Genomic DNA, 18,531 nt, shown 5'->3' on the forward strand with positions numbered 1-18,531 from the left:
AGACAACAGGGGAGACCTGTCCATGGCCCGCATCCTCGTCATCAGTCCCTCCGGGGAGGTCTATGACCACGACAATGTCCGCTGGTATCGCCATGCCGATCTGCAGAGCCATATCGAGCACTACCACAATATCGGCGACGCCTTCGTCTTCGATTCCTCGCTGAAGCTGCTCAATTTCGAGAAGCTCGACGAACTGCCGATCGACCGCGTCGATGCCGCGATGATCGACCGGCTCAACGCCGAATACGATTACGTCTTCCTGCGCGGCTCCAACTATGTCCATGCGCAGATGAACTGGGCCAAGGCCGCCGAGGTGCTGCGCCGGCTCAAGCTGCCGGTGATCGCCTTCGGCATCGGCGCCCAGGCCCCGGTCAGCGGCAAGCTGGAATTGAGCGAGGACACCAAGACGGTGCTCAAGCTCATTTCGGATTCGACCGCCTCGCTCGGCGTGCGCGGCACCTACTCCGCGGAGGTGCTGAACGATCTCGGCATCAGGAATGTCCGCATCATCGGCTGTCCGACGGCGTTCCGGAACAACGATCCCAACCTCGCCATCCGTCTGCCGCCGCTCGAACAGATCAAGACGGTCGGCGTCACGCTGCGGCGCGAGGTCTCGAAGACCTATGCGCAGGACATCAAGCGCTACCTCACCTTCCACCGCTCGCTGGTGAAGGCGATGGCCGATCGCTTCGAGGTCACGCTGATGGCGCAGGGCGAGGTCGAGGAGAAGAAGCTCGCGCTCGGCACGCCCGAGCAGAAGGCGCAGGCGCTCGCCGCGCTGAAAGAGAACGAGTGGGCCAATAACTGGTATCTCGATGAGCAGGTCACCGGGCTCTACCAGAGCCGGATGTTCTATTCCGACATCGTCGCGGAGTACGAGCGGCTGGTGCGCGGGCTTGACCTCGTGCTCGGCTATCGCCTGCACGGCAACCTGATGGCGCTCGCGAACGGCACGCCCTCGATCTACTTCACCTATGACAGCCGCACGGTCGAGTTTGCGGATACGTTCAAGATCCCGAGCATCGACGTCTTCGCCGGCCAGGACTTCAAGCTGGAAGAGCATTGGGACCAGGCGCGCTTCGATCGCTTCAACGCAGCCTACGGGCAGGTCTACCGCGCGATGAGCGGCTTCCTCAGCGAGAACAGGATCGACCACAAGATGGTCAAGCCGGCTGCGGCTGCGCAGGAGGTGCCCGCGCAGGAACGGAAGGTGGCATGAGGCGCGCCCTTGCCCTGCGCGGGGCGCTGTCGGCTGCATGCTTGCTGCTGGCATTGCCCGCGATCGCGCAGGGCTACCGGCTCGAACTCGCGCCCGGCGCGCAGGAGGAGACGGTGGTTTCCTGGGCGCGCGAGCGCTGCGAGGAATGGGATCTGCCGGACGCGCCTTTGCGCGCCTTCCGCGACGACAAGGGCGAGGTCGTCGCCTTTGCCAGCCATTACCGCAGCCGCCCGCTGATCGGCCGCGACCTCACCTCGATCCGCAAGAGCTGCGCGGTCTCTTTCCAGGCGAAGAACAGCGCCGACCCGAGCCAGTTCAGCGACAAGAGCTGGATCGCTGCCACCTGGACCGATGACGGGCGCCATGTCCAGGCGCTGATCCATGCCGAGTACCATGCCGACAAGCATCCCGGTGCCTGCCGCTTCAAGGAGGCGATGAGCTGCTGGTACAATGTCGTCACCGCCGCCCAGTCCGATGATGGCGGGCGCAGCTTCAGGACCAGCGAGCCGCGCCCCCTCGTGGCGGCGCCGCCCTACAAGCAGGATGTCGGGCAGGGGCGACATCGCGGCTTCTTCAACCCCTCGAACATCGTCCAGAAGGACGGCGCCTGGTATGCGCTGATCGCGACCACCGGCGGCGAGGGCCAGAAGAACGGCGTCTGCCTGTTTCGCTCCACGGATATCAAGGACGCGACGGCGTGGCGCGCCTTCGACGGGCAGGATTTCACGATTCCGGCGGTCGATCCCTATCGCGACGATGTGAGCCAGGCGCGCCCATGCCAGCCGCTCAGGTACCTGCCGACCACGGTCGGCTCGGTCACCCGGCATGAGGCGAGCGGGCAATGGCTCGCGATCTTCCATCTCGGCCCCGATCCCGGGCAGGGCATCGTCGGCGGGCGCGTCGCCTATAGCTGGTCGAAGGACCTGTTGACCTGGTCTCCGCTGCAGACGCTCGTCACGCATCCGACGATGTGGAGCAAGGATTGCAGTGACCGCGACCGCTATGCCTACGGCGCCGTCGCCGACCCGGCCTCGCCCTCGCGCAATTTCGAGACCACGGGCGATCAGCCCTTTCTGTTCATGACCAAGATGCGTGTCGCCGACTGCAAGATCGGCCCGCAGCGCGATCTCGTCCGCATCAAAATCCGCATCGTGAAGGACACGCCATGAATGCGCCCGCTCATCCGCTTCCGGCCAGCCAGGCCGTGCAGACCATGAAAATCCTGCGCGCGACCACGCAGGAGGTCGTCGTCCTCGTCGCGCGTGAGCCCGGCGGAAGCTGGCCGTCGCTGCGCCTCATTCTCGACGGTCAGGACTACGCCACGATCAACCCGGGCGCGCTCGTCACCGGTGATGCGGCCGTGGCCGAGATCGCGATTCCGCTGCCGGCCTTGCCGGAGACGCGATTGCGTTCCATCGCGGTTGCGGATGCCCGTACCGGGGCGCTTGCCCCCGGCTCGGAGTTGCGCCCGGTTTCGAAGACCAAGGCCCTGCGAGCGTTGGTGATCTACCCGGCCGGCGAGGTCTACGACCATGACAAGGTGCGCTGGTATCGCGCGCCGATGGAGAAGCTGCTCAGCGATTACTTCAATATCGGCGACATGATCGTCTACGACTCGACGCTGAAGCTCCTCGATTACGCCCATCTGGAGCCGATGAAGATCATGTCGCCGACGGATGCCGATATCGCGCGCTATGCCAGCGATTTCGATTTCGTCTTCGTGCGCGGCTCGAACTTCATCCATGAGAGCATGGAGTGGTTCCGCGCCGTCGAGGTACTGGAGAAGGTCAAGCTGCCGGTCTACGCCATCGGCGTCGGCGCGCAGGCGAGCCAGAATCGCAGGATCGAACTCCCGGACGCCTCGAAGCGCTTCTGGTCGATCGTGGCCGAGCGCTCGGCCGCCATCGGCGTGCGCGGCGCCTTCAGCGCCGAGACGCTCCGGCAGAACGGCATCCGCAATGTCGAGGTGGTCGGCTGCCCCTCGATCTTCCGCACCCGCAACCGCGACCTCAAGATCCGCGTTCCCGATCAGCGCGAGATCCGCAAGGTCGCGTTCAGCCTGCGCCGCGAGGCCGACAAGAGCTACACCGCCGACCCGGAAGCCTATCTGCGCAATCAGAAGGCCGCGCTGCTCAAGGTCGATGCCCAGAGCGAGATGGTGATGTCCTCGCATGGCGAGCAGGAGGAGAAGGCCTTCTTCCTGCGCGACCCCGCCGCCAAGGAGAAAGCCGTCGCGGAGTTCACCCGCACCGGCTGGTGGAGCGGAGCGGACGATGCCGCGATGCGCCGGATCTACGAGAAGCAGCTCTTCTCGTTCTTCGATGTCGAGCATTACGACGCCTTCGCCCGCTCGCAGGACCTTGCCGTTGGCTATCGCGTCCATGGCGTGCTGCCGGCCGTGGCGCATGGCGTGCCCGGCGTGCTCGTCGCCTATGACACGCGCAGCCAGGAACTGGCGGAGACGCTGAAGATCCCGGTCGTGCCGGAGGCGGCCTTGGCCGAGGGCGGCTGGCGCGCGGTCTATCAGGAGGCGGCGCTGAACGGCCTCGCGAAGAGCTATGCCGGCTCCTACGACCGGATGCGCGGTTTCCTCGACCGGAACGGCATCCCTCACCGGATGTAAGGGCAATAGTATTCCGCATTTTCTTCACGCGAACCGGGGGCCACTTCGCTCGAAAATGCTTTGGTCCGGACCCATGAACGGCCCTCGCAAAGGCGCAAGGGCTTTCCGGCTATCGGCTTCCACGAACCAGGAGACGATCATGAAGATCGAATACGATGCTGGCACGGCCCTTTCGATCATGCGCGGCAACCCCGTGCGCGGCTGGACCTCGGGCAAGCCCGAGAAGATGGCCAGGGAGCGCCTGACCACGGGCGACTATGTCGCGGTGGAGCACAAGTCGAAGTTCAAGCTCGATCCGTCCGAACCGATCTTCACCATGGGCTCGTGCTTCGCGCGCGAGGTCGAGAACATCCTGATGGCGCGGGGCCTGCCGCTGCTGCTCGAAGGCCATGGCGTGCCGGCCGAGCATTTCGAGAGCTGGAACGAGGAGAGCGGGCGCGGCGGCGGGGCCGATCGCGGCCAGCTCAGCCGGGGCGCGCTGAACAAGTACTCGGTGCGCTCGATGACGCATGAGCTGAAGCGCGTCCTGATGGGCGAGAGCTACCCGGACGAGGGGCTGATCGAGCTTGCGCCCGGGCAATGGTTCGATCCGCAGGCCAGCGGCCTCAGGCTGCTCGATCGGGAGAGCGCCTTTGCCAACCGCAAGCGCCTCACCGCCGCGACGGCGCAGATCAGGCAGGCGCGGGTCTGCTTCTTCACGCTCGGCCTGACAGAGACCTGGCTCGACGCCGAGACCGGCATCGCCATGAACGCCCATCCCGGCCCGGTCTGGCTGCAGCGCATGCCGGAGCGCTTCCGCTTCGTCGACTACGGCTATGACGCGACGCTGGCGGATATGCTCGACATCATCGGGCTGATCCGCGAGCACTGCCACCCGGAGATGCGCTTCGTAGTGACAGTGTCGCCGGTGCCGTTCGGGGCGACCTTCAAGGATGCCGATGTCATCGTGGCCAACAGCGCCTCGAAATCGGTGCTGCGAGCGGTGGCGGAGGAATTGTTCCGCCGCTTCGATTTCGTCGACTACTTCCCGAGCTACGAGATCGTGCTCAACTCGCCGCGCGCGCTCGCCTTCCAGGACGATCAGCTCCATGTCGCGCGCGACATGGTCCAGCATGTGATGGAGACCTTCCAGAGCGCCTATCTCGCGCGGCAGGAGCAGCCGCAGGCGGCCTGAGCGCGCGGCGCCTGCCGGTCAGGGATCGCGCCCCAGCAGGGAGCGATGCCAGCTCAGCGAAAGCGTCCCGGCGAATTCGTCATCGGTCAGGCCGATGGCGAGGCCACGGGCGAAAACCTCGTGCAGGAGCTTGTCGACCATGGCGATGCAGCCCAGCGCCGTTGCGAGGCGCTGGGGTATCGGCTCCGCGGTCAATGAAGGCTGTTCGCGCTCCGCCGCCCGCAGGATGCGATGGGCCAGTGCAAGGTTCGCCTTGAGGCCTATCGCGGCGAACTCGTCGAGCTCGTCGGCGAGCTGCCCCTGACAGCGCATCAGGCCGATATTCCGGCGGTAGAGGTCGACATAGTAGAGATGCCCGACGACGAGGCGCTCGTAGAAGCTCTGGCCGGGCCGGCGCTGCGGTCGATTGGCGCGGATCGCCTCCATGAAGGCGGTCAGCACGTCATGCGCCACGCCGCGCTTGTCCTTCCAGTGCAGATAGAAGGTGCCGTGGGCGAAATCGGCGCGCTTGCAGATATCGGCGACCTTGAGGCCGCCGAAGCCTGAATCCTGGATCAGTTCCGCCGCCGCGATCATCAGTTTCCGGCGGGTCATTTCCGAACGCGACAGTTTCGGCGCGGCTTCCAGTTCGGCCCGCATCGCGTCCGGCAGGCTGAAGCCGGAGGTTGAGGTTCCCGTCCCGCCTGAACCAACGGCTGCACGGGCCGCCAGTTCAGCCGGAGCGATCGCTTCGTTCGCCTGTTTTGCGGATGGATGACCGCTTGACACGTCTCGTCTCCGATTCACATACTGACATTGATATCAGTTTCAGGATCGTGATGCACCCATCTCTAGCACATCGCGGCGCGAAAGGGTTGCAGGCCTCCGCAGGCGGGGCGCCGATCTCCTTTGCGGGGATCACGAAGCGCTATGGCCCGGTCGAGGCACTCCGCGAATTCTCGCTGGATATCGCGGGCGGAGAGTTCGTCACCTTCCTCGGCCCCTCCGGCTCGGGCAAGACGACGGCGCTCAACATCCTCGCCGGCTTCATCGAGCCCAGCGCCGGCGACGTGCTGATCGACGGCGTGTCGATCACCCGTTTGCCGACCGAGAAACGCAATGTCGGCATGGTCTTCCAGAGCTATTCGCTGTTCCCGCATATGGATGTGCGCGACAATGTTGCGTTTCCGCTGCGGATGCGCGGCGTGCCGAAGGCCGAGCGTCACGCGCGGGCCGAGCAGGCGCTGGCGATGGTCCGGCTCGCGGGCTTCGGCGGGCGCAAGCCGCATGAGTTGTCCGGCGGGCAGCGCCAGCGCGTCGCCTGCGCGCGGGCCATCGTGTTCGAGCCGCGCGTGCTGCTGATGGACGAGCCGCTCGGCGCGCTCGACCTCAAGCTGCGCGAGGCGATGCAGGACGAGATCAAGGAGGTGCAGCGCCGCATCGGCTGCACGGTGATCTATGTCACGCACGACCAGGGCGAGGCGCTCGCCATGTCCGACCGGATCGTGGTGATGAGCGAGGGGCGGATCGAGCAGATCGGAACGCCTGCTGCGGTCTATGACAGCCCCAGCAATGCCTTCGTCGCGCAATTTGTTGGCGAGACCAATTTCTTGGCCGCAGAGTTGGCAGGTGGGCGGCTCGCCTTCGCGGGAGCAGACGCCCCGGCCCCCGTGCGCCTGCCGGAAGGCTGGCGCGGGCGGGTGGCCTTGCGGCCGGAGCATTTCACACGGGTTTCGGAGGCCGGCAGTGCTCCGGTGCTCGCCGGGCGGATCGGCGATGTCGCCTTCCACGGCGGCAGCTATCGCTATGTCGTCGAGACCGAGAAAGCCGGGCGCGTGATCGTGCAGGAGCAGCGCCGTCATGGCGGCGACGGCCCGGTCGTCGGTGCGCCTGTGACGCTCGGATTCAGCCTGGAAAGGGCCGCGTTCCTCGACGGCTGACGATCGATTCCACAACGAGAACAACGGGAGGGAACGAACGATGACCGCAGTGACGAGACGTGACATGGGCCGCCTGGCGCTGGGCGGCGCGGCATTGACCGCATTGGGTACGGGCGCCCGCGCGCAAGCCGTGACGATCACCGTCAACGGTTCGGGCGGCAGCCTCGCCAAGTCGCTGGAGCGGATCTACGAGAAGCCGTTCACGGCCGAGACCGGCATCGGGGTCCGCGCCACTGCGCCCGTTTCGCTCGCCAAGCTCAAGGCGATGGTCGATACCGGCAACATGGAATGGGACCTGACCGAGATGGGCGGGGCCGATATGATCGAGGCCGTCAAGAACAACTGGTTGACCGAGATCGACTGGTCGATCGTCGATCCCGACAACAAGCTGCCGCCGATCGCCCGCCAGAAATACGGCATGGTCACCTCGACCTTCTCGACCGTGATCGCCTATCGCACCGACAAGTTCGGCGGCAAGGCGCCGAAGTCCTGGGCCGATTTCTGGGACGTGAAGAGCTTCCCGGGACCGCGCGCGTTGCAGGATTCGCCGGTGCAGAATCTCGAATTCGCGCTGCTCGCCGACGGTGTACCGGCCGACAAGCTCTATCCGCTCGATGTCGAGCGTGCCTTCAAGAAGCTCGACCAGATCAAGCGCAACGTCGCGGCCTGGTGGACGACCGGTGCCCAGCAGGTCCAGCTTCTCGTCGATGGCGAGGCGGTGATGGGCACGGTCTGGAACGGGCGCGTGCCGCCGCTGAAGAAGGAGGGCAAGCCGGTCGACATCATCTGGAACGGCGGCGCGCTCCAGCTCTCCTACTGGGCGGTGCCGAAGGGTGCCAAGCACCCGAAGGAAGCGATGCGCTACATGAAATCACGCCTCGATCCCGACAAGGGCGTCCAGCTCCTGCAGGACTCGCCCTATCCCGGCTTCGCGCCCGGCCTGATCGAGAAGGTCGATCCCGAACTCGCCAAGATCCTGCCCATCCATCCGGACAATGTCGCGGTCCAGTATTCGTTCAACCCGGAATACTGGAGCGAGCACCGGCCGAAGCTGACCGAGCGCTGGGCCGCCTGGCTGCTGAGCTGAGGAACAGGATCAGGGACAGGTAACGTGCTCAGGAAATCGCTGGTGGCGCCGCTTCTGGCTGCGCCGCTCCTGCTGCTCTTCGCGATCTTCTTCGTGGTCCCGTTCGTCGAGATCATGCGAATCTCGTTTGCGGGCAAGGGCGGCGCATGGACCGGAGTGACCTGGCTGATGTCCTCGCCGGTCTTTGTGCTGGTCTTCCTGAACACGTTGAAGCTCGCGCTGAGCGTGACGCTGATCTGCCTCGTCCTCGGCTATCCCGCCGCCTGCTTCATCGCCGGGCAGCCTGCCTCGCGGCGCGGCATCTATCTCGCGCTGGTGCTGCTGCCGTTCTGGACCAGCGTGCTCGTGCGCACCTACACATGGTCGCTGGTGCTCGGGCGCGAAGGGCTGCTCAACGCTTCGCTGATCTGGCTCGGGATCACCTCCGAGCCGCAGCGCTTCATGTTCACGCCGCTCGCCGTGCATCTCGGCATGGTGCAGATCCTGCTGCCGGTCGCGATCCTCACCCTTGTCGGCGTGATGACCGAGCTCGATGCGGGGCTGGTCCGGGCCGCGCGCGTGCTCGGCGCCTCGCCCTGGCGCGCCTTCTGGCATGTCTACCTGCCGATGACGAAGCCCGGCATCGTCGCCGCGGCGATGCTGCTCTTCATCCTCTCGCTCGGCTTCTACATCACGCCAGCGCTGCTCGGCGGGCCGCGGCACCGCACCATCGCAAACCTGATCGACCTCCAGGTCAACCAGATGAACGACTGGACTGCGGCCTCCGCCATGGCGCTCGTGCTGCTGGCGACGACGATCGCCGCGGTCGCGCTGCTGCGCTGGCTGGTGCCGGAGCGCAATCTCTACGGGGGGGCACGATGAGCCCCCGTATCGTCCGCATCGCGCTCGGCGTCTGGTTCTGCGCGATCGTCTTCTTCCTGCTGTTTCCGCTGGTCTTCCTGATCCCGCTCTCCTTCAACGAGTCGGAGATCCTGAGCTTTCCGCCGACGGCATGGTCGCTGCGCTGGTACCGCGTACTCTTCACCGATGCGTCCTGGAGCGGGGCGCTCTGGCTCAGCGTCAAGATCGGCGTGCTCGTGACGATCCTGTCGGTCGCCATCGGTACGGCAAGTGCGCTGGCGATCGTGCGCCACCGTTTGCCGGGAGCCGGGCTGCTCTACGGGCTGGCGATCGCGCCATTGATCGTACCGGGCATCGTGATCGCGCTCGGCATGTTCATGCTGTTCGCGCGGCTGAAATGGCTGGAGAGCCTGACCACGCTGGTCCTCGCCCATACGGTCGTGGCCGTGCCGTACGTGATCGTGGTGGTGAGCGCGGCCTTGCGCAATCTCGACGAGACGATCGAGCGCGCCGCCCGCGTGCTCGGTGCCGGGCCATGGCGGAGCTTCATGCTGGTGACATTGCCGGCGCTGCGACCCGCGATCCTGGCCGGGGCGATGTTCGCCTTCTTCGCCTCCTTCGACGATCTGATCATCACGCTCTTCGTCTCCGGGGCGATCGAGACCCTGCCGCTCCGGATCTGGAACGACCTCAATCTCAGGCTCGACCCGACCGTCGCCGCCGCCGCCTGCGTGATGGTGGCGATGTCGATGATCGGGCTCGGTATCGCGGAAATCGCACGCAGCGCCGGCTTGCGCCGGCTCAGGACGGAACAGGCCGATGGATAGGGAATTACAGGAAGCCGCCGAGCTGCGGGCGCTGATCGAGGCCGAGCCGTTCCCGCGCAATCTCGCGGCCTTCATCGATGCAAGCGCGGCCGAGATGGGCGATGCGCCGGCGGCGAATTTCTTCGAGGCGGGCATCGTCCTCAGTTATCGCGAGCTTGCCGAGAAGACGCGCTCGCTTGCGGCGGGGCTTGCGGCGCGCGGCATCGGCTTCGGGGACCGTGTCGGCGTCATGCTGCCGAACATCCCGGCCTTTCCGCTGACCTGGCTGGCGCTGGCGCGGATCGGCGCGATCATGGTGCCCGTCAATGTCCGCTATACCCCGCGCGAGGTCGCCTATGTGCTGAACGATAGCGGCGCCGGGACGATCGTGATCGATGCCAGCGTGCTCGCCGAGATCGGCGAGGCACCGGAGGTCAGGGATCTCGCGGCTTTCGCCAAGCCGATCGTCGTCGGCGGTGCGGGCGATTGGGAAGCGCTGGCCGCGACCCCGGCTCGGGACTTTGTGCCGGCGCGCACGCCCGAACTCGATGACCTCATCAACATCCAGTACACCTCGGGCACGACGGGCTTTCCCAAGGGCTGCATGCTCAGCCATCGCTACTGGCTGACGCTGGGGCGGGTCGCGGCGATGCGTGCCAACGGCATCGTCAAGCATGTCATCGCGGCCCAGCCCTTCTACTACATGGACCCGCAATGGCTGCTGCTGATGGCGATGCGCCTGAAGGGCACGCTCTTTGTCGCGGCCAAGGCCTCGGGCACCAATTTCCTCGACTGGGTCAGGCGCTACGGCATCGAATACTGCATCTTCCCGCAGATCGTCCTGAAACAGGCGCCGCGGCCGGATGACCGCGACATTCCGCTGAAGATGGTTTCGGTCTTCGGCCTGCGGAAGAACATGCATGCCGAGCTGGAGCAGCGCTTCAACGTGGTGGCGCGCGAGAGCTTCGGCATGACCGAGGTCGGCTCGGCCCTGTTCACGCCCTATGGCGCGACATCGATGGTCGGATCCGGCACCTGCGGCATCGCCTCGCCCTTTCGCGAGGCGACCATCCGCGACGAGGAGGGCAAGGAAGTGCCACCCGGCGAGATCGGCGAATTGTGGATCCGCGGTCCCGGCATCCTGCAGGGCTACTGGAACAAGCCCGAGGCCAATGCCGACAGTTTTCGCGAGGGCGGCTGGTTCCGCACCGGCGACCTGTTCCGGCGCGACGAGCGCGGCTTCCATACCATCGTCGGGCGGATCAAGGACATGATCCGCCGCTCCGGCGAGAACATCGCAGCGCGCGAGGTCGAGGCCGTCATGCTCGGCTGGCAGGATATCCTGGAGGCCGCCGTCATTCCCGTGCCCGACATCGACCGCGGGCAGGAGGTGAAAGCCTGCATCGTGCTGAAGCCGGGCGTCGCCGCCGATGCCTTCGATCTCGACGGCTTCTTCACGCATTGCAGCGCGCATCTCGCGCCGTTCAAGGTGCCGCGCTTCCTCGAATTTCGCGCGAGCCTGCCGAAAACCCCGTCCGAGAAGGTCGCCAAGCACGTCATCGTCGGCGAGCGCGAGGATTTGCGTGCCGGCGCCTATGACCGCCTGTCCCGCGGCTGGCTCGCCGGCTGAACCGTTTCCGTTTCGAGATATCCGCGCCGAAGGAGAACCGCCTTGCCTCTTCGCTACGAGAAGGATGGTGACGTCGCCGTCTTCACCATCGAGAACGGGTCGGTGAACCCGACCAATCCCGCCATCCACAAGGAGCTCTTCCTCGCGCTGAAGGATTTCCTGGCGGATACCTCGATCCGCTGCGGCATCCTGACTGGGGCGGGCGAGCGCGGCTTCTGCGCCGGCGACGACATCAAGACCCCTTACAAGCGCGGCACGACCTCGCGCGACGAGCTCGTCGACCATCTCTGGCCGCATAACGGCGAGGGTGAGACGCCGCATGACTTCTCCTGGTCGCGCGATGTGCTCGCGCTCGAGCGGTTCAAGCCGATCATCGGCGCGGTCAATGGTTGGTGCTTGGGGCAGGGCATGATCTACCTGCTCTCGCTGACGGATATCCGGATCGCCTCGACCAACGCGAAATTCGGCTTCCCCGAGGTGGCCTATGGCATGGGCGGGGCGGGCGGCACTTCGCGGCTCGGCCTGCAATTGCCGCATACCGTCGCGATGTGGATGCTTCTGACCGGCGAGCCGATGGAGGCGGAGGAGGCACTGTCGCATCGGCTGGTCAACAAGGTCGTCGCGCCGGATGCCCTGATGGCGACGGCCCGCGAGGTCGCCGCCAAGATTGCGCGCCATCCGCCGGAAGCCGTGCGCGTCGAGATGGAGGCCTATTATCGCGGACGCGAATTGTCGCGGGCCGATGCTCTGGCCTTCACCAAGCATCTCTACCGGGTGCAGCGCATGGGCCTGCGCGAGGAGCCGGTCCAGCCGGAGCGCTTCCTGTACCGGCAGGGCTGACGCGAGGGCGCGCTACTCGTAGCGCGCTTCCAGCCGGCGATCGATCCAGAGCGCAGCCAGCGTGCAGAGCGCGCCGGAGAGCAGATAGAGCCCGACCCAGGCGAGGCCGAAGCTGCTCGACAGGGTCAGCGCCACCAGCGGGGCGAAGCCGGCGCCGATCAGCCAGGCGAAGTCCGAGGTCAGGGCCGCGCCGGTATAGCGGTATTGCGGCTTGAAGCTCGAAGCGACCGCGCCGGCGGCCTGGCCATAGGCGAGGCCCAGCAGGCCGAAACCGATGATGACATAGATCGTCTGCCCGGCGAGGCTGTCGCCGAATAGCAGCGGCGCGACGATGCTGGACAGGCTGAACAGCGCGATCATGCCGCCGGAGAGCAGCAGCGTGTTGCGGCGGCCGATCTGGTCGGCGATCAGGCCGGAGGTGACGATGGCGCCTGCCCCGACCACGCCGCCAGCCCCCTGCACCAGCAGGAACTCGGAGACCGAGCGGTCGGTGAAGAGGTTGATCCAGCTCACCGGGAAGATCGTCACGAGGTGGAACAGCGCAAAGCTCGCCAGCGGCACGAAGGCGCCGAGGATGAGCGTGCGGCCATGGACGCGGACCAGCTCGACGATCGAGACCGGCATCAGTTCGCGGGTCTCCATCAACTGGGCGAATTCCTGGGTCGCGACCATGCGCAGGCGGGCGAAGAGCGCCACGACATTGATCGTAAGCGCGACGAAGAAGGGATAGCGCCAACCCCAGCCGAGGAAGTCCTGCTTGGAGAGCGCGCCCTCGAAATAGGCGAACAGCCCGGCGGCAAGGATGAAGCCGAAGGGTGCGCCGAGCTGCGGCAGCATCGCGTACCAGCCGCGGCGGTTAGGCGGGGCGTTGAGCGCGAGCAGGGATGACAGGCCGTCCCAGGCGCCGCCGAGCGCGATGCCCTGCAGCAGCCGGAAGCTGGCGAGGATGACGATCGACCAGATGCCGAGCGTGGCATAGCCAGGCAGGAAGGCGACGCCCGCCGTCGAGCCGCCGAGCAGGAAGAGCGCGGCGGTAAGCTTGGTCGCACGGCCGTAATGGCGGTCGATGGCGAAGAACAGCACCGAGCCGATCGGGCGGGTGATGAAGGCCAGCGCAAAGATGCCGAAGGAATAGATCGTGCCGGTGAGGCGGTCGGTGAAGGGGAAGACCAGCTCGGGGAAGACCAGCACGCAGCCCAGCCCGAAGACGAAGAAGTCGAAATACTCCGAGGTCCTGCCGATGATGACGCCGAGCGCGATATCGGCCGGCGAGACGTGGTCGCGGCCATGCGCGTCCGTCGGATGCCTCGATGAATGGTTCGCCGCGTCAGCGCTCATGACCGCGAATTCCTCGCTGGCAGACAGGTTGGCAGGCAGGCCGGCAGGACCGGGCTTGCCCGCACCTCATACAAATGGATACGGTGGATAGAAGCCACCCGTCAAACCGTCGCAACGGGACAGATTGCCCGATGTGCAGTACGGGAGAATGGGAATAGAGAACGGTGGTTCCCGGATCAGGGAGGTCTCGAGTCTCTTGAGAATCTTTCGAATTCTACAGATTTTGCCATTGTTTGCGCTGCTCGGCGGCTGCCAGATGGTGCTGCTCGGCCCCTCCGGCGATGTCGCCCTGCAGCAGCGCAACCTGCTGCTCGCCTCCACCGCGCTCATGCTGCTGGTCATCGTTCCCGTGATGGCGCTGACGATCTTTTTCGCTTGGCGCTACCGTGCCTCGGCCAAAGCAAGCTACGATCCCGACTGGAACCATTCGCTGCCGCTGGAGGTGGTGATCTGGTCGGTCCCGCTGCTGATCATCATCGTCATCGGCGCCATGACCTGGATGGGGACGCATCTGCTCGACCCCTATCGTCCGCTCAACCGCATCAGCGCCAGCAAGCCGATGGTCGAGGCGAAGGCCGGCGGCAACGGCGTCCGCAAGGAGCCGCTCGTCATCCAGGTCGTCGCGCTCGACTGGAAATGGCTGTTTCTCTACCCGGCGCAGGGTGTCGCCTCGCTCAACGAGGTGGTGGCGCCGGTCGACCAGCCGATCGAGTTCCGCATCACCTCCTCCTCGGTGATGAATTCGCTCTTCATCCCCGCACTGGCCGGCCAGATCTATGCGATGCCGGGCATGCAGACCAAGCTCAACGCCGTGATCAACTATGCCGGCGAGTTCGAGGGCTTCTCGGCCAATTACAGCGGCGCCGGCTTCTCCGACATGCGTTTCCGCTTCCGTGGGGTCGACGACAAGGCTTTCGGCGACTGGGTGCAGGGCGCGATCCGCAACGGCAGCACGCTGGGGCGCGAGGAATATCTCGTGCTGGAGCGGCCGAGCGAGCGCGAGGCAGTCCGCTATTTCCGCGACATCCCGTCCGATCTGTTCAGCGCCGTCCTCAACATGTGCGTCGACCGGGCCAAGATGTGTACGCGCGATATGATGGCGCTGGACGCCAGGGGCGGCGGCGGCAAGGAAGGTATCCATATCGTCGCGCAGCTCGAATACGACAAGAGCGTGCGCCGCGGCGGGCAACCGATGCCGCCACGCCCCTTCGTGACGGCGATCTGCACGCCGACCGACGTCTACGGCACCGCGGGCGTCACCGCCCGCGTCGCCAACTGAGGCGAGTGAGCGATGACCTATCCCGACTGGTGGAAGCTGATCTTCGGCCGCTTCACCCTCGAGGCGATTCCCTATCACGAGCCGATCCTGATCGGGACCTTCGCGGCCGTGCTTCTCGGCGGCCTCGCCCTCGTCGCTGTCGTCACCCGTTACAGGCTCTGGGGCTATCTCTGGCACGAGTGGTTCACCAGTGTGGACCACAAGAAGATCGGGATCATGTACATGATCCTCGGCGTCATCATGCTGCTGCGCGGCTTCGCCGATGCGCTGATGATGCGCGGCCAGCAGGCGATCGCCTTTGCCGGCAACGAGGGCTACCTGCCGCCGCATCATTACGACCAGATCTTCACGGCGCATGGCGTGATCATGATCTTCTTCGTGGCGATGCCCTTCGTCACCGGCCTGATGAATTATGTCGTGCCGCTGCAGATCGGCGCACGTGACGTCGCCTTCCCCTTCCTCAATAATTTCTCGTTCTGGATGACGGTCGGCGGCGCCGTGCTGGTGATGGCCTCGCTCTTCGTCGGCGAGTTCGCCAAGGTCGGCTGGCTTGCCTATCCGCCGCTCTCGGGGGCCGCCTATTCGCCCGGGGTGGGCATGGACTACTACCTCTGGGCCCTGCAGATCGCGGGCGTAGGCACGACGTTATCGGGCGTCAACCTGATCGCGACCATCGTGAAGATGCGCGCGCCCGGCATGGACATGATGAAGATGCCGGTCTTCACCTGGACGTCGCTCTGCACCAACGTGCTGATCGTCGCGACCTTCCCGATCCTGGCGGCGACGCTCGCCCTGCTGACGCTCGACCGCTATGTCGGCACCAATTTCTTCACGAACGATCTCGGCGGCAACCCGATGATGTACGTGAACCTGATCTGGATCTGGGGTCACCCGGAGGTCTACATCCTGATCCTGCCGATCTTCGGGGTCTATTCCGAGGTGGCCTCGACCTTCTGCGGCAAGCGCCTCTTCGGCTATGCCTCGATGGTCTATGCGACCGTGGTGATCACCATTCTGTCTTATCTCGTCTGGCTGCACCATTTCTTCACGATGGGCTCGGGCGCGAGCGTGAACTCGTTCTTCGGCATCACGACGATGATCATCTCGATCCCGACGGGGGCGAAGATCTTCAACTGGCTGTTCACGATGTATCGCGGGCGCATACGCTTCGAACTGCCGATGCTGTGGCTGCTTGCCTTCATGATCACCTTCGTCATCGGCGGCATGACCGGCGTGATGCTGGCGGTGCCGCCAGCCGATTTCGTGCTGCATAACAGCCTGTTCCTGATCGCCCATTTCCACAACGTCATCATCGGCGGCGTGGTCTTCGGCGTCTTCGCCGGCATCGCCTACTGGTTCCCCAAGGCCTTCGGCTTCAAGCTCGACAAGTTCTGGGGCCTGCTCTCGTTCTGGTTCTGGGTGATCGGCTTCTACGTCGCCTTCATGCCGCTCTATGTGCTCGGCCTGATGGGCGTGACGCGGCGTCTCAGCCGGTTCGAGGACCCGTCGCTGCAGATCTGGTTCGTGATCGCGGCTTTCGGCGCCGTGCTGATCGCCTTCGGCATCCTCTGCTTCCTCATCCAGATCGCCGTCAGCATCGTCAGGCGCGAGAAGCTCAGCGACGCGACCGGCGACCCGTGGGACGGGCGGACGCTGGAATGGTCGACCTCGTCGCCGCCACCGGCCTACAATTTCGCGTTCACGCCGATCGTGCATGACCTCGATGCCTGGGCCGACATGAAGAAGCGCGGCTACCGGCGCCCGCTCGGCGGCTTCAGGCCGATCCACATGCCCCGGAATACGGGTGCCGGCGTCATCATCGCCGGGCTCGCGACGGTCTGCGGCTTCGCGCTGATCTGGTACATCTGGTGGCTGGCGGCGCTGACCTTCGTCGGCGTCGTCGCGACCGCGATCGCGCATAGCTTCAATTACGACCGCGACTTCCATATTCCCGCCGACGATGTCGTGCGGGAGGAGGACGCGCGCAGCCGACAGCTCGGACGGGCCTGAGGGGCGATGATGGCCAAGGCGAAAGCACAGGCACAGGCCGCGAGCGTTCCGGCTTTCTACGTCACCGGGGACGAGCACGCCCATTCAGGCGGCTCGACCATGCTCGGCTTCTGGCTCTACCTGATGAGCGACTGCCTGATCTTCGCAGTCCTCTTCGCGACCTATGGCGTGCTCGGGCGCAATTACGCGGCGGGCCCATCCGGCGCCGACCTGTTCGATCTCAAGCTGGTTGCGGTCAACACGGCGATGCTGCTGTTCTCCTCGATCACCTATGGCTTCGCCATGTTGGCGATGGACAAGGGCAAGCAGGCGCTGATGCAGCGCTGGCTCGTCGTCACCGGCCTGTTCGGCCTCGCCTTCCTCGGGATCGAGCTCTACGAGTTCGCGCATCTCATCCGTGAAGGCGCCACGCCGATGCGCAGCGCCTTCCTGTCCTCCTTCTTCACGCTGGTGGGCACGCACGGCCTGCACGTCACCTTCGGCCTGATCTGGCTCGTCGTGCTGATGGTGCAGGTCTCGAAGCGAGGGCTGATCGAGGCCAATCGCCGGCGCCTTTTGTGCCTCTCGATGTTCTGGCACTTCCTCGACGTCATCTGGATCGGCGTCTTCACCTTCGTCTACCTGATGGGCGTGCTGAAATGAGCGGTAGCCAGAACCACGCCGAAACCCATGGTGCGCATGACGACCATGCTCCGCATGGCAGCCTGCGCGGCTATGTCACCGGCTTCCTGCTATCGGTCGTCCTGACCGCGATCCCGTTCTGGCTCGTGATGAACGACGTGCTGGGCAATGCGACGCTGACGGCGATCGTGATCATGGCCTTCGCCGCCGTGCAGATCGTCGTCCACATGGTCTATTTCCTGCATATGAACGGCCGCTCCGAAGGCGGCTGGAACATGATGGGGCTGATCTTCACCCTCGTCATCGTGGCGATCGTGCTCGCCGGCTCGCTCTGGGTGATGTTCCATCTCAATACGAACATGATGCCGGACATGCATAGAATGTAAGGCCGGGTCGATGCCGGTGGATGCGGGCGGGCGAACGCGTCGTGGCTTGGCCCGTTTCGCCTTCGCGACCGCTCTTGGCCTGTTCGCGCTGATCTTCGCAGGGCTCGGCTTCTGGCAGGTCGAACGCCGGAGCTGGAAGCTCGACCTGATCGCCCGCGTCGAGGGGCGGATCCATGCGACACCTGTCGCGGCGCCTGAGCCTGATGCCTGGACCGGCATCGGCCGTGCCAGCGAGTACCGCCGCGTGGCGTTGCAGGGGCGTTACCTGGATGCGCCGGAGACGCTGACCATGGCGGTGACCGAACGCGGGCCCGGTTTCTGGGTCCTGGCGCCGTTCCGCAGCGACGCCGGCTTCACCGTGCTGGTCAATCGCGGCTTCGTGCCGGAGGGGCAGCGCGGGGCGAGCGAGCGGCGTGCGGCAGGAACCGCGGACACGAAGGTGGTCGGCCTGCTGCGGCTGAGCGAGCCCGGCGGCGGCTTCCTTCGCAGCAATGATGCCGCGGCCGGCCGCTGGTATTCGCGAGATGTCGCCGCGATCGCGGGCGTGCGCAGCTTGGGTGCGGTCGCGCCCTATTTCGTCGATGCCGACGTCGCGTCCGAGCCTGGTCCCCTGCCGCAGGGCGGCATGACCCAGGTCAGCTTCCGCAACACGCATCTGATCTATGCGCTGACCTGGTTCTGCCTGGCCCTGATGAGCGCGGGCGCCGCGATCTTCCTGATCCGCCGGGGAGGGGATGAGGCGCCGTGAGGCTATCGCCG

Annotated in this window: 17 protein-coding genes; 15 read left to right on the top strand and 2 right to left on the bottom strand. The window is 65.5% G+C overall.

Annotation, left to right across the window (positions count from 1 at the left end; translation table 11 throughout):
* Window positions 1–22: 22 nt before the first annotated feature.
* From Q9235_RS14265 to Q9235_RS14280, 4 genes are all read left to right on the top strand, one after another.
* Window positions 23–1,219 (top strand): polysaccharide pyruvyl transferase family protein, encoded by a 1,197-nt coding sequence (locus Q9235_RS14265; RefSeq protein ID WP_306222434.1) that lies wholly within the window; start codon window positions 23–25, stop codon window positions 1,217–1,219.
* Window positions 1,216–2,388 (top strand): hypothetical protein, encoded by a 1,173-nt coding sequence (locus Q9235_RS14270; protein ID WP_306222435.1) that lies wholly within the window; start codon window positions 1,216–1,218, stop codon window positions 2,386–2,388. The genes Q9235_RS14265 and Q9235_RS14270 overlap by 4 nt, the downstream gene beginning before the upstream one ends.
* Window positions 2,385–3,842 (top strand): polysaccharide pyruvyl transferase family protein, encoded by a 1,458-nt coding sequence (locus Q9235_RS14275; protein ID WP_306222436.1) that lies wholly within the window; start codon window positions 2,385–2,387, stop codon window positions 3,840–3,842. The genes Q9235_RS14270 and Q9235_RS14275 overlap by 4 nt, the downstream gene beginning before the upstream one ends.
* 139 nt (window positions 3,843–3,981) lie before the next feature.
* Entirely contained in the window at window positions 3,982–5,016 is a 1,035-nt protein-coding gene (locus tag Q9235_RS14280; protein WP_306222437.1) for a GSCFA domain-containing protein, read from the top strand.
* Window positions 5,017–5,034: 18 nt separating this feature from the next.
* Here Q9235_RS14280 and Q9235_RS14285 read toward each other — a convergent pair whose 3' ends face one another.
* Window positions 5,035–5,784, bottom strand: coding sequence for a TetR/AcrR family transcriptional regulator (locus tag Q9235_RS14285; RefSeq protein ID WP_306222438.1), 750 nt, complete (start codon window positions 5,782–5,784; stop codon window positions 5,035–5,037).
* Here Q9235_RS14285 and Q9235_RS14290 point away from each other — a divergent pair.
* Genes Q9235_RS14290 through Q9235_RS14315 form a run of 6 tightly spaced genes read left to right on the top strand, consistent with a single transcriptional unit; the run spans window position 5,778 to window position 12,138 of the window.
* Window positions 5,778–6,935 (top strand): ABC transporter ATP-binding protein, encoded by a 1,158-nt coding sequence (locus Q9235_RS14290; protein WP_306222439.1) that lies wholly within the window; start codon window positions 5,778–5,780, stop codon window positions 6,933–6,935. The genes Q9235_RS14285 and Q9235_RS14290 overlap by 7 nt on opposite strands.
* 40 nt (window positions 6,936–6,975) lie before the next feature.
* Window positions 6,976–8,022 (top strand): ABC transporter substrate-binding protein, encoded by a 1,047-nt coding sequence (locus tag Q9235_RS14295; RefSeq protein ID WP_306222440.1) that lies wholly within the window; start codon window positions 6,976–6,978, stop codon window positions 8,020–8,022.
* Window positions 8,023–8,064: 42 nt separating this feature from the next.
* The gene (locus Q9235_RS14300; RefSeq protein ID WP_306222441.1) at window positions 8,065–8,883 is read left to right on the top strand and encodes an ABC transporter permease; all 819 of its coding nucleotides are present in this window, start codon (window positions 8,065–8,067) and stop codon (window positions 8,881–8,883) included.
* Window positions 8,880–9,689, top strand: a complete 810-nt coding sequence (locus tag Q9235_RS14305; RefSeq protein WP_306222442.1) for an ABC transporter permease — start codon at window positions 8,880–8,882, stop codon at window positions 9,687–9,689. The genes Q9235_RS14300 and Q9235_RS14305 overlap by 4 nt, the downstream gene beginning before the upstream one ends.
* Entirely contained in the window at window positions 9,682–11,298 is a 1,617-nt protein-coding gene (locus Q9235_RS14310; RefSeq protein WP_306222443.1) for a class I adenylate-forming enzyme family protein, read from the top strand. The genes Q9235_RS14305 and Q9235_RS14310 overlap by 8 nt, the downstream gene beginning before the upstream one ends.
* Before the next feature lie 42 nt (window positions 11,299–11,340).
* Window positions 11,341–12,138: an enoyl-CoA hydratase/isomerase family protein gene (locus tag Q9235_RS14315; RefSeq protein WP_306222444.1), complete on the top strand. Its 798-nt coding sequence runs from the start codon at window positions 11,341–11,343 to the stop codon at window positions 12,136–12,138.
* A gap of 12 nt (window positions 12,139–12,150) precedes the next feature.
* Here the strand turns inward: Q9235_RS14315 and Q9235_RS14320 are convergent, their stop codons facing one another.
* Complete coding sequence (locus tag Q9235_RS14320) at window positions 12,151–13,476, bottom strand: MFS transporter (protein ID WP_306222445.1); 1,326 nt, start codon at window positions 13,474–13,476, stop codon at window positions 12,151–12,153.
* A 229-nt stretch (window positions 13,477–13,705) separates the two neighbouring features.
* Between Q9235_RS14320 and cyoA the strand changes: the two genes are divergently transcribed.
* Genes cyoA through Q9235_RS14345 form a run of 5 tightly spaced genes read left to right on the top strand, consistent with a single transcriptional unit; the run spans window position 13,706 to window position 18,520 of the window.
* Complete coding sequence (gene cyoA, locus Q9235_RS14325) at window positions 13,706–14,755, top strand: ubiquinol oxidase subunit II (protein ID WP_422678191.1); 1,050 nt, start codon at window positions 13,706–13,708, stop codon at window positions 14,753–14,755.
* Between the two features lie 12 nt (window positions 14,756–14,767).
* Window positions 14,768–16,765: a cytochrome o ubiquinol oxidase subunit I gene (gene cyoB, locus Q9235_RS14330; protein ID WP_306222447.1), complete on the top strand. Its 1,998-nt coding sequence runs from the start codon at window positions 14,768–14,770 to the stop codon at window positions 16,763–16,765.
* Between the two features lie 9 nt (window positions 16,766–16,774).
* Entirely contained in the window at window positions 16,775–17,407 is a 633-nt protein-coding gene (gene cyoC, locus Q9235_RS14335; protein ID WP_306228273.1) for a cytochrome o ubiquinol oxidase subunit III, read from the top strand.
* A complete protein-coding gene (gene cyoD, locus Q9235_RS14340) occupies window positions 17,404–17,772 on the top strand; it encodes a cytochrome o ubiquinol oxidase subunit IV (RefSeq protein ID WP_306222448.1) in 369 nt (122 codons plus the stop codon). Before cyoC ends, cyoD begins: the two co-directional genes overlap by 4 nt.
* A gap of 10 nt (window positions 17,773–17,782) precedes the next feature.
* A complete protein-coding gene (locus Q9235_RS14345) occupies window positions 17,783–18,520 on the top strand; it encodes an SURF1 family protein (protein ID WP_422678192.1) in 738 nt (245 codons plus the stop codon).
* Window positions 18,521–18,531: the final 11 nt, after the last annotated feature.

Source organism: Bosea beijingensis (genome assembly GCF_030758975.1).
Taxonomy (GTDB): domain Bacteria; phylum Pseudomonadota; class Alphaproteobacteria; order Rhizobiales; family Beijerinckiaceae; genus Allobosea; species Allobosea beijingensis.

What these genes read in the sequence shown, in the direction of transcription:
- Q9235_RS14345 (WP_422678192.1), top strand. Translation starts at nt 17,783, where the DNA reads ATGCCGGTGGATGCGGGCGGGCGAACGCGTCGTGGCTTGGCCCGTTTC.
- Q9235_RS14265 (WP_306222434.1), top strand. Translation starts at nt 23, where the DNA reads ATGGCCCGCATCCTCGTCATCAGTCCCTCCGGGGAGGTCTATGACCAC.
- cyoC (WP_306228273.1), top strand. Translation starts at nt 16,775, where the DNA reads ATGGCCAAGGCGAAAGCACAGGCACAGGCCGCGAGCGTTCCGGCTTTC.
- Q9235_RS14275 (WP_306222436.1), top strand. Translation starts at nt 2,385, where the DNA reads ATGAATGCGCCCGCTCATCCGCTTCCGGCCAGCCAGGCCGTGCAGACC.
- Q9235_RS14270 (WP_306222435.1), top strand. Translation starts at nt 1,216, where the DNA reads ATGAGGCGCGCCCTTGCCCTGCGCGGGGCGCTGTCGGCTGCATGCTTG.
- Q9235_RS14310 (WP_306222443.1), top strand. Translation starts at nt 9,682, where the DNA reads ATGGATAGGGAATTACAGGAAGCCGCCGAGCTGCGGGCGCTGATCGAG.
- cyoB (WP_306222447.1), top strand. Translation starts at nt 14,768, where the DNA reads ATGACCTATCCCGACTGGTGGAAGCTGATCTTCGGCCGCTTCACCCTC.
- Q9235_RS14295 (WP_306222440.1), top strand. Translation starts at nt 6,976, where the DNA reads ATGACCGCAGTGACGAGACGTGACATGGGCCGCCTGGCGCTGGGCGGC.
- Q9235_RS14280 (WP_306222437.1), top strand. Translation starts at nt 3,982, where the DNA reads ATGAAGATCGAATACGATGCTGGCACGGCCCTTTCGATCATGCGCGGC.
- Q9235_RS14320 (WP_306222445.1), bottom strand. Translation starts at nt 13,476, where the DNA reads ATGAGCGCTGACGCGGCGAACCATTCATCGAGGCATCCGACGGACGCG.
- cyoD (WP_306222448.1), top strand. Translation starts at nt 17,404, where the DNA reads ATGAGCGGTAGCCAGAACCACGCCGAAACCCATGGTGCGCATGACGAC.
- Q9235_RS14305 (WP_306222442.1), top strand. Translation starts at nt 8,880, where the DNA reads ATGAGCCCCCGTATCGTCCGCATCGCGCTCGGCGTCTGGTTCTGCGCG.